Origin of the sequence: Pseudomonas sp. BNK-45, from assembly GCF_047456255.1 — a bacterium.
In the GTDB taxonomy this organism is placed as follows: Bacteria; Pseudomonadota; Gammaproteobacteria; order Pseudomonadales; family Pseudomonadaceae; genus Aquipseudomonas.
Map to the genome: position 1 here is coordinate 3,359,202 of NZ_CP179909.1, position 8,862 is coordinate 3,368,063.

The following is an 8,862-nucleotide window of genomic DNA, read 5'->3' on the forward strand; positions in this document are numbered from 1 at the left end:
GCTGCAGTTTTTGGGCATTCGGAAAAGGTTGTTGATAGGGCGATGGGAGTGCCAGCAGTTCTCAATTAAGGGTTTGTGTTGATGCGAGCCTTGAATCGGAGCGCCTAGCCCCCATCTCAAACGGGCTGTATCCCGACAATCTGTGAGGAAATGCCCGTGTTTGGAAAAATCGAAGGCCAGCGCCTGAACTTGGCAAAAATGCATATCGCCAATTACTGCATTGCTCTGGAGAGCCAAGCAGGTGGCTTGGATCTGAATCATGTCGTCACTAACATCAACATGGATTTCAAGCTGGTTCCGCCGGCAGAAACCAGCGCCTTGGTCGCTGACGTGCAGTATTTCTACGATTGCCTCACCAATCAGCAGGTGTCGGCAATTGATCGAGGCAGCTACTGGAAGTGGAAGACTATGACCAAGGTTGAGGCCATGGCTGAGCTGACGAAAGAGCTCAATGCGCTGATGGCGTGAATCTGAGGCTGGTGGGGAATCCCCACCAGCAATTTACCGCAGGCCTTGGATAGCCCGGATAACTGCCTAGATGGGCACGCCGTGATCGATAGGTAACTCGGACTCGTCCAGGCGAAAGATGTCCTTTATCACCGTGTAGCCCGCGAAAAGAGATTCCCGTTTCGGCTTGGGCCTGGTCATCTTGTGATCCAGACTGAACAGGGCATTGGCCCGGAACATCTCGCAGGAAAAGCCCCGAGAGTCGCGGTTCAGGTCACGCATGGAGCGGTTGATCGACTCGCCTCTAAGTTCGGTTAAATGAACATCTGAAAACCTCGCAAATGCGGGGTTTTTTTATGCCTGGAATATCCCACATGAAATTAAACCCTGTTGTTGCCCAGTTGCGGGCGACCTGTCCGACCTTTGCCCATCGGGTCACGGGCGGCATTGATTGGGATGCTGTGGCGGAAAGCGCCAAGTTGGATTTGCCTGCCGCCTACGTGATCGCTTCCGCCGATGCGGCGGATGACAACGAGGCACAGAACACCGTGGTTCAGCGGATCACGGACCAGTTCGCTGTTGTTGTCGTTCTTGAGGCCACGGACGAACGAGGGCAGGAAGCCAACGACCTGTTGCACGACATCAGGGCCGAGTTGTGGCGTTCGCTGATTGGCTGGAAGCCGGCGCCCGAGTACACGCCCCTGGAGTACGGCAAGGGCGCCTTGCTCCACATCAGCCGCGCTCGGGTCGTGTATCAGATGACCTTCGTCGCGTCCTTCCAGCTTGGCCGCAACCTTCCCCAAGAGCCTGGCGAAACCTGGGTCGAGCTGGCAGCGGATGGCCTGGTGCCGTTTGAGGGGGCGACTTTCAACATGGACTGCATCGATCCGGCGGATCCGAACCTGAAGCGGCCCGGCCCGGATGGGCGCATCGAAGTCAAATTTTCAGGAGACGCAACACCATGACCCAGCGCATTACAGTGGTACCGGCCTCGGGCCGCGCAGTGCCTGACCCAGAAGCCGGTGATCTGTTGCCGGCTGAGGGGCGGGAAGTTCCGGATAACGCCTGGTGGCGACGTCGCTTTTTGGATGGCGACGTAACGCTCAAGCCAACCAAACCCGCCAAGGCCGTCGCCGCGGCGAATCAAGAGGGGCCGAAGTAATGGCTATCGGATTCAGCAACATCCCCGCGGATATCCGCGTTCCGCTGTTCTATGCGGAAATGGACAACTCCGCAGCAAACACCGCCGCTTCGGCCATGCGCCGCTTGATCGTTGCCCAGGTGAACGACAACGCACCCAGCGAAGGTGCCGGCAAGTTGGTGCTGGTGCCCAGCGTGGCATTGGCGAAAAGCATCGGCGGCCAGGGTTCGATGCTCGCCGCGATGTACGACACCTGGCGCAAGGCAGATCCCATTGGCGAGATCTGGTGTTTGCCGCTGCTGAGCACCGAGGGGGTCAAGGCAGCGGCCAAGGTCACTCTGTCCGGCACTGCCACCGAGGCCGGTCTGTTGAGTCTGTATGTAGGCGGTGTTCGTGTTCAGGCCACCGTCACAGCGGCAGCAACTGCCGCGGTGGCCGCCTCGGCACTCGCGGTAAAAATCAATGCCGCCGCCGATCTGCCAGTGACTGCCAGCGCTGCTGCCGGCGTCGTGACGCTGACCTGTAAATGGTCGGGCGAGAGCGGCAACGATATCGGCATCGTCCTGAACCGCCTGGGCAAGACCAATGGCGAGTTTACCCCGGCGGGGTTGACCGTTGAGCTGACCCAGATGCTGGGCGGCGCGGGCGTTCCGGATCAGGTAGACGCCATTGCCGCGTTGGGTGATGAACCCTTCGAATTTATCTGTGTGCCCTGGTCCGACACCACCACGCTGAACCAGTGGCAGGCGGTCATGGATGACAACGTGGGGCGCTGGAGCTGGGCCAAGCAGTTGTTTGGTCACGTATACAGCGCGAAGCGGGGCACCGTCGGCACCCTGGTGGCAGCCGGCCAGGCGCGCAACGATCAGCACATCACCATTCAGGCCCTGGAAAACGGTGTGCCACAGCCGGTGTGGGTCCAGGCCGCGGCCCTGGCGGCACGGACGTCAGTCTTCATTTCCGCCGATGCCAGCCGCCCCACGCAAAGCGGGTCGCTGCCGGGCCTGGATCCGGCCCCGGCCAGTGAGCGTTTCACCCTCACTGAGCGTCAGTCGCTGCTGAGCTATGGGATCGCTACGGCGTACTACGAGGGGGGCTATGTCCGTATTCAGCGTTCGATCACCACCTACCAGAAGAACGCCTACGGCCAGGCGGATAACTCCTACCTGGACAGCGAAACCATGCACCAGTCGGCGTTCATCATCCGCCGGATGCAAAGCGTGATCACCAGTAAGTATGGGCGCCACAAGCTGGCGAACGACGGTACCCGGTTTGGCGCCGGCCAGCCGATTGTCACGCCGAGCACTATCCGCGGTGAGCTGATTGCCCAGTACGCCAAGCTGGAGCTGGAAGGGCACGTGGAAAACGCCGAGCTGTTTGCCGAGCACCTGGTGGTCGAGCGTGATTCGCGTGACCCGAGCCGCGTAAACGTTCTGTTCCCGCCGGACTACATCAACGGCCTGCGCATCTTTGCGCTGCTCAATCAGTTCCGCCTGCAGTACGACGCGGCGGCGTAACGCAGTCATTGCACCTACAGCCCGCCATGAGCGGGCTTTTTCATTCGGGAGAAGACCATGGGTCAATTAGTGGCGGGTACCGCCTACGTCAAAGTCGACGGTGCGCAGCTCACCATCACTGGCGGGGCTGAGGCTCCGTTGATGACGGTGAAGCGAGAGACGGTCGCGACGGGTTTCTACAAGGAAGAAGACCTGCCGCCGTACCTGAAGATGACAGCGATCCTGTCCCCGGATCTGGACTTCAAGAAGATCGTCAACGGGCGAGACATGACGGTCACCTGCGAGTTCAAGAACGGCAAGGTGTTCGTGCTGGCAGGGGCCTATCTGGTGGGGGAGCCCTCCTACAAGGGCGATGACGGTACCGCCGAATTCGAATTCAACGGCATCAAGGGGACCTGGCAATGAGTCAACCAATCAAGCTGCAGGTGCCGATTGAGGCGCACGGTGAAACGCTGGCAGAGCTGACTCTGCGCCGCCCGACGGTACAGGAGGTGCGGGCCATCAAGGCGCTGCCCTACAAGATCGACAAAGCCGAAGAGGTCGGCCTCGACATGGATGTCGCCGCCAAATACATCGCGGTGTGCGCAGGCATTCCGCCTTCGTCGGTCAATCAGTTGGATCTGGTCGATCTGAACGCTTTGAGCTGGGCGGTGGCCAGTTTTTTCATGACTGCGGCGTCCGCGCCATCGACGACCTGATCGCGCTGGCCTACGACCTGGCCTGGTTCTGGAAGATCGACCCCGAACAGATGATGGCCAGGCCCCTGGATCTCATTCTTGAATCGCTGAGCCACGCCCAGCGGATAAACCAATCCCAGCAGGTGCAGTGATGGGTGACAAGTTCCAGCTCAAGGCGTTGATCACGGGCGTTGACAAGCTGTCACCGACGCTCACCGGGATCAAAAAGAACGTCGCGGGCTTTCGCAAACAGATGGAAAGCTCCGGCCTGGGCAAGATTGGCTTTCAGGACTTGTTGCAGGGTGGCGCTTTCGCTGCCCCTTTTATCGCAGGCGCCAGGGCCGCGATCAAGCTTGAGTCAGCTATGGCCGACGTCAACAAGGTTGTTGACTTCGATACACCTGAGCAGTTCAAGCAGATGACTAAGGATGTGCTTGACCTGTCTGAACAGTTGCCAATGGCTGCTGATGGTATTGCTGCCATTGTTGCTGCAGGTGGTCAGTCGAAGATCCCGCGTGCGGAACTGATGGCGTTCGCGGCCGATGCAGTGAAGATGGGGATCGCGTTTGATCAAACCGCTGAGCAATCGGGCGAAATGATGGCTAAGTGGCGAGCTGCCTTCAAGATGAACCAGACCGAGGTTGTTGCTCTGGCGGATCAGGTTAACTACCTGGGCAATACTGGTGCCAAGGCTAGTACGGTCGCCAATATTGTTACCTCTGTCGGTGCGTTGGGTGGTGTTGCCGGTTTAGCCGCTGGGCAAGTTGCGGCTATGGCGGCGACGCTCGACAAGGTAGGTGTATCTCAGGACGTTGCTGGTACAGGCTTGCAGAACTTCATGTTGACTTTGACGGCCGGAGCGGCTGCGACAAAGCAACAGCAGCAAGCGTTTAAGGCGTTGCGGCTTGATACCAAGGCACTTGCCAAAGGTATGCAGAAAGATGCACAGGGCACTATCGAAGACGTTCTGGACCGCATTGCCAAGGTCGATCCTTCAAAGCAGGCGGGCCTACTTACTCAACTGTTCGGTAAAGAGTCGATTCGGCCGATCTCTCAGTTGCTCACCAGTCTCGACATTCTCAAGGTCAACTTTGCTGCCGTCGGGGATTCGAAGATCTATGCGAAATCGATGGAGCAGGAGTTCAAGACAAGGGCGGCGACTACTGAAAACGCGCTCATTCAGTTGCAGAACCGCGCTACCCGGTTGGGTATTGAGATCGGTGGCGCGTTGGTGCCGCCGCTCAACGATACTTTGAAAGTGATAGGCCCGCTGATTTCCCAGGTGTCCGCCCTGGCGGCGGAACATCCCGAGGTGATCAAGGGCGTTCTCGGGGCGGGTATTGCCTTTGGTGTCCTTCGCTTGGCGGTGTTGGCCAGTACGGTCGCTATGAAGGTCTTTGGTGCCGTTACGTCCATGTCTCCCGTGGGACTGATCGTGAGGGGGATTGCGTTGGCAGCGGGGTTGTTGATCGCCAATTGGTCCACCGTCGGGCCGTATTTCCAGGCGCTGTGGGAAAAGATCAAAGGCCCGGCCATGGTGTTGTGGGGCTGGTTTAAACAAGCCTTCGCCTTCACTCCGCTTGGCTTGGTGATCGAAAACTGGGGGCCGCTGACCGAGTTCTTCAAGGCCATCTGGGGGGTGTTGGTTGCGATCTCGGGTCCTGCCTGGGATTTCATAAAGCACATGTTCGACTGGTCCCCGTTGGGAATCATCATCCAGAACTGGGAGCCGATCACCGCTTGGTTCAAGGGGTTGTGGGAAAAAATCAAACCCATCATTGAGCCAATCCTCAACTTCATGGGCGCCGGGGAGGGTGGCGACGGAATCATCAAGACCGCGACCGATAAGGCCAACGCCTTCGCTGAGGAACAGCGCAAGCGCAATGCAGGGGAGGGCGGCGGTACCGGTGACTTCCTGCGCTCGGACGCTGCGAAGGTCATGCAAGAGCGGCAATCGTTCTTGAACAAGACCCAGGGCGGGGCCAGTGCCGGCGATCTGTTGCGGGCGCCGGGCCAGGTTCCGCCACCGGGTAGCCTGCTGCAGCAGACTGCCGCAGCCAACGCCCAAAGCCTGAAGGGCCAGATCGATATCAACCTCAACGGGGCACCGCCCGGATCCACGGTCGAAGAGTCGAAGACCAACCAGCGCGGCCTGAACATCAAGCCGAACGTTGGGCGGCGCACTGTCGGTGCAGAGAGGTAGCAGAATGGAAAGGACATGGCGCGACGAACTGCTGCCGGCGTCATTCAGGGGCATTAGCTTTCTGGTTGACCGGGCCGCGGTGCCGGTGGGCATGAAAGGCCAGTTGCATGAATTCCCACAGCGGGATGATCCGTACTTTGAACAGTTGGGCCGGCAGTCGCAGGTTCACGCCCTGACGGTGTGGATCATCGGTGACGACTGTTTTGAGCGGCGGGATAAGTTTCTTGAGGCAGTCCAGACCCGGGGCGCTGGCGAGCTGGTGCACCCCTGGCTCGGGCGAATGCAGGTCAAGGCCGGCGAATGTGAGATGAACCACAGCCGGCGCGAGGGCGGCCTGGTCGCCTTCGACGTGGTGTTTTATCCGGATAAGCCGCTGCAATTCCCGGTGGCCCGGGTCAACACCCAGCAGCAGGTGGTCAAGTCGTCGGAAGGTCTGCTGGACTCCGCGCTGGCCCGGTACAAGGCGGCGATGGCGAAAGTTGACCAGGCTCGTCTGGGCATCATCGGTTTGCGCAATAGTTTGTCGAGCGTTTACAGCGTGATTCAGCAGCAGTTCGCGCCGCTGGTAGGGTTGTTCACGAGCCTCAGTGGTTTTGTGCAGTCGCTGATCAATTCGCCCGGAGCGCTGGGGGCGCTGTTCTCCAGCTACTTCAGCGACTTCACCGGTCTGGACTTCTCAAGCCCTGGATCAAGTTATCGCGGTTCCATTGCTTCGGCGACGCAGCACAGCGAAGCGGTGGCGGGCATCAACACGGTGAGCCAGGCCGCAGGGGCTGACACAAACGCAGCCGCACAGGCTACGGCTGATCTGGTGCAGGACGCGCTGCTGGTGCAGGTGGCGCTGATCGTCAGCGAGATGCCGGTGGCGAGTCAGCCGGTATCGAACGACTCCACCCCATCGGTTGATCAGCAGGCTGTGCAGCCAGTTGAACGGCCCGAGGTGCCCGTGGCGGATGATGTCATTGAGCTGCGGGACAGCCTGAGCGAGGCGATCTATGAAGCCTCCCTCAAGGCGGCCCCGCAGCACTATCAGGCCCTGACCAACCTACGCCAGACGCTGGTGAAGCACCTGACCGCCGTAGCCCAGTCTGGCGTGCGCCTGGTGGAGATCACCCCCGCCGAAGCGCTGCCGGCCCTGGTGCTGGCGTATCGGCGCTTCGGCGACGCCACGCGGGCCGGGGAGGTGGTGCAGCGCAACCGCATTCAACACCCCGGCTTTGTGCCGCCGGTCCCGCTCAAGATCGCACGGGAGTAACCCATGCTCGATACACAGAACGTCGTCAGCCTCACGGTTGACGGTGTGGATTACAGCGGCTGGAAATCAGTGGAAATCTCGGCAGGGCTGGAGCGCCAGGCCCGGGACTTCAACCTGGGTATTACCTGGAAGTGGGGCGATCAGAAGATCGAGGTGCCGATCAAACAGGGTGCAAAGTGTCAGGTGAGCATCGGTGATGACCTGGTGCTAACCGGCTGGGTGTTCGGTACGCCGATCAGCTATGACGACAAGCAGATCACTCGGTCGGTCACCGGGCGGTCGCTGCCGGCGGATCTGGTGGACTGCGCCGCGGTGAACAAGCCGGGGCAGTGGAATAGCCAGGGCGTGCTGTCGATCGTCAAGGCGCTGGCCGCGCCCTACAAGATCGCCGTGCGCAGCGAGATCCCCGAAAGCTCGAAGCTGTCCGACCACACCATCGAGCCTGGCGAGTCGGCGTTTGAGTCCATTGACCGGCTGTTGACGCTGTTCCGGGTGTTCTCCACCGATGACGCCCGCGGTATGGCGGTGCTCGCGAAACCGGGCAGCGAGGGGCGGGCCTTCGATGCCCTGGCCGTGGGGCGGAACATCAAAGCCGGCGATGCTCCGCTCGACTTCTCTGGGGTGTATTCGGAGTACCAGGTGCTGGGGCAAAAGACCGGCACCGATGAAGAGTTCGGTGAAGCCGCGGCGGAGGTGTCGGCCAAGGTCACGGACGAACGAACGACCCGACGGCGCGTGAAGATCATTCAGGAGTCGGGGCAGGTCACCCAGGAGCTGGCCCAGGCCCGGGCCAACTGGGAGCGCAGCACGCGGATGGGCAAGGCGCTCTCCGCGACCTACACGGTGCAGGGCTGGCGGCAGTCGAACGGCCAGTTGTGGAAGCACAACATGATCGTCCGTGTTGTGGATCCGATCATTGGCTTCGACCGTGACATGCTGATCGCCGAGATCACCTACAGCCTGAGCGACCAGGGCATGACCACGAAAATGCTGGTCGGCCCGCCGGATGGTTTCGAGCCCGAGCCGGACGACTCCCACAAGAACCGCAAGCTGAAGAAGGGCGGCAAGGGCGACAACTTCGAATACCTGATTCCTGCTGACTATGAGCCTAAAAAATGAGCCTGATGAAGATGTTTGCCCGCGGCACGGTGGTTCTGGCCGACGCGGCGAAGAAGCTGCAAACCCTGCAGGTGCGGCTGACGGCTGGAGAGGTGAAGGACAAGGTTGAACACTTCGAACCCTATGGCCTCACCAGTAACCCGCTGGCGGGCGCTGAGGTGTTGACCGCGTTCCTGGGTGGGGATCGGTCCCATGGGGTGGTGTTGGTGGCCTCGGATCGTCGCTACCGGGTGCAGGAGTTGAAGCCCGGCGAGGTCGCCATCTACAGCGACGAAGGCGACAAGGTACACCTCAAGCGCGGGCGGGTGATCGAGGTGGCCACCGAGACGCTGAACATCACCGCCAGTAGCGCCGTGAACATCGATACGCCGCTGCTCACCCAGACAGGGAAGATCGTTTCACAGGGTGACCAGATTGCCGGCGGGGTCAGCCAGATCAATCACGTTCACGGCGGCGTCATGGCGGGCCCAGGCCAGACCACCGCGCCTGTTCCAGGGGGCTGA

General features: G+C 60.5%; 11 protein-coding genes. 10 read left to right on the forward strand and 1 reads right to left on the reverse strand.

Features of this window, described 5'->3' with window-relative positions:
* Positions 1-156: 156 nt before the first annotated feature.
* Positions 157-468 carry a hypothetical protein gene (locus ACMGG8_RS15655; RefSeq protein ID WP_232888030.1) on the forward strand — a complete coding sequence of 104 codons (312 nt, stop codon included), beginning with the start codon at positions 157-159 and terminating at the stop codon, positions 466-468.
* Between the two features lie 66 nt (positions 469-534).
* Here the strand turns inward: ACMGG8_RS15655 and ACMGG8_RS15660 are convergent, their stop codons facing one another.
* Positions 535-729 carry a hypothetical protein gene (locus ACMGG8_RS15660; protein ID WP_414159884.1) on the reverse strand — a complete coding sequence of 65 codons (195 nt, stop codon included), beginning with the start codon at positions 727-729 and terminating at the stop codon, positions 535-537.
* 92 nt (positions 730-821) lie between these two features.
* Between ACMGG8_RS15660 and ACMGG8_RS15665 the strand changes: the two genes are divergently transcribed.
* From ACMGG8_RS15665 to ACMGG8_RS15705, 9 genes are all read left to right on the forward strand, one after another.
* Entirely contained in the window at positions 822-1,412 is a 591-nt protein-coding gene (locus ACMGG8_RS15665; RefSeq protein WP_414159885.1) for a hypothetical protein, read from the forward strand.
* Positions 1,409-1,609, forward strand: a complete 201-nt coding sequence (locus ACMGG8_RS15670; protein ID WP_414159886.1) for a DUF2635 domain-containing protein — start codon at positions 1,409-1,411, stop codon at positions 1,607-1,609. The genes ACMGG8_RS15665 and ACMGG8_RS15670 overlap by 4 nt, the downstream gene beginning before the upstream one ends.
* Positions 1,609-3,105 (forward strand): phage tail sheath subtilisin-like domain-containing protein, encoded by a 1,497-nt coding sequence (locus tag ACMGG8_RS15675; protein WP_025128906.1) that lies wholly within the window; start codon positions 1,609-1,611, stop codon positions 3,103-3,105. Before ACMGG8_RS15670 ends, ACMGG8_RS15675 begins: the two co-directional genes overlap by 1 nt.
* 57 nt (positions 3,106-3,162) lie before the next feature.
* On the forward strand, positions 3,163-3,510 hold the full coding sequence (locus ACMGG8_RS15680; protein ID WP_077934303.1) for a phage tail tube protein: 348 nt from the start codon (positions 3,163-3,165) through the stop codon (positions 3,508-3,510).
* On the forward strand, positions 3,507-3,803 hold the full coding sequence (locus ACMGG8_RS15685) for a phage tail assembly protein (protein WP_250329176.1): 297 nt from the start codon (positions 3,507-3,509) through the stop codon (positions 3,801-3,803). Before ACMGG8_RS15680 ends, ACMGG8_RS15685 begins: the two co-directional genes overlap by 4 nt.
* A gap of 130 nt (positions 3,804-3,933) precedes the next feature.
* Complete coding sequence (locus tag ACMGG8_RS15690) at positions 3,934-5,985, forward strand: phage tail tape measure protein (RefSeq protein WP_414159887.1); 2,052 nt, start codon at positions 3,934-3,936, stop codon at positions 5,983-5,985.
* Positions 5,986-5,989: 4 nt separating this feature from the next.
* Complete coding sequence (locus ACMGG8_RS15695) at positions 5,990-7,240, forward strand: DNA circularization protein (protein ID WP_414159888.1); 1,251 nt, start codon at positions 5,990-5,992, stop codon at positions 7,238-7,240.
* A 3-nt stretch (positions 7,241-7,243) separates the two neighbouring features.
* The gene (locus ACMGG8_RS15700) at positions 7,244-8,359 is read left to right on the forward strand and encodes a phage baseplate assembly protein (protein WP_110774636.1); all 1,116 of its coding nucleotides are present in this window, start codon (positions 7,244-7,246) and stop codon (positions 8,357-8,359) included.
* Positions 8,356-8,862 carry a phage baseplate assembly protein V gene (locus ACMGG8_RS15705; RefSeq protein ID WP_414159889.1) on the forward strand — a complete coding sequence of 169 codons (507 nt, stop codon included), beginning with the start codon at positions 8,356-8,358 and terminating at the stop codon, positions 8,860-8,862. The genes ACMGG8_RS15700 and ACMGG8_RS15705 overlap by 4 nt, the downstream gene beginning before the upstream one ends.

Coding starts and splice junctions, on each gene's coding strand:
- ACMGG8_RS15675 (WP_025128906.1), top strand. CDS start 1,609: ATGGCTATCGGATTCAGCAACATCCCCGCGGATATCCGCGTTCCGCTG.
- ACMGG8_RS15690 (WP_414159887.1), top strand. CDS start 3,934: ATGGGTGACAAGTTCCAGCTCAAGGCGTTGATCACGGGCGTTGACAAG.
- ACMGG8_RS15695 (WP_414159888.1), top strand. CDS start 5,990: ATGGAAAGGACATGGCGCGACGAACTGCTGCCGGCGTCATTCAGGGGC.
- ACMGG8_RS15660 (WP_414159884.1), bottom strand. CDS start 729: ATGCGTGACCTGAACCGCGACTCTCGGGGCTTTTCCTGCGAGATGTTC.
- ACMGG8_RS15700 (WP_110774636.1), top strand. CDS start 7,244: ATGCTCGATACACAGAACGTCGTCAGCCTCACGGTTGACGGTGTGGAT.
- ACMGG8_RS15670 (WP_414159886.1), top strand. CDS start 1,409: ATGACCCAGCGCATTACAGTGGTACCGGCCTCGGGCCGCGCAGTGCCT.
- ACMGG8_RS15705 (WP_414159889.1), top strand. CDS start 8,356: ATGAGCCTGATGAAGATGTTTGCCCGCGGCACGGTGGTTCTGGCCGAC.
- ACMGG8_RS15685 (WP_250329176.1), top strand. CDS start 3,507: ATGAGTCAACCAATCAAGCTGCAGGTGCCGATTGAGGCGCACGGTGAA.
- ACMGG8_RS15665 (WP_414159885.1), top strand. CDS start 822: ATGAAATTAAACCCTGTTGTTGCCCAGTTGCGGGCGACCTGTCCGACC.
- ACMGG8_RS15680 (WP_077934303.1), top strand. CDS start 3,163: ATGGGTCAATTAGTGGCGGGTACCGCCTACGTCAAAGTCGACGGTGCG.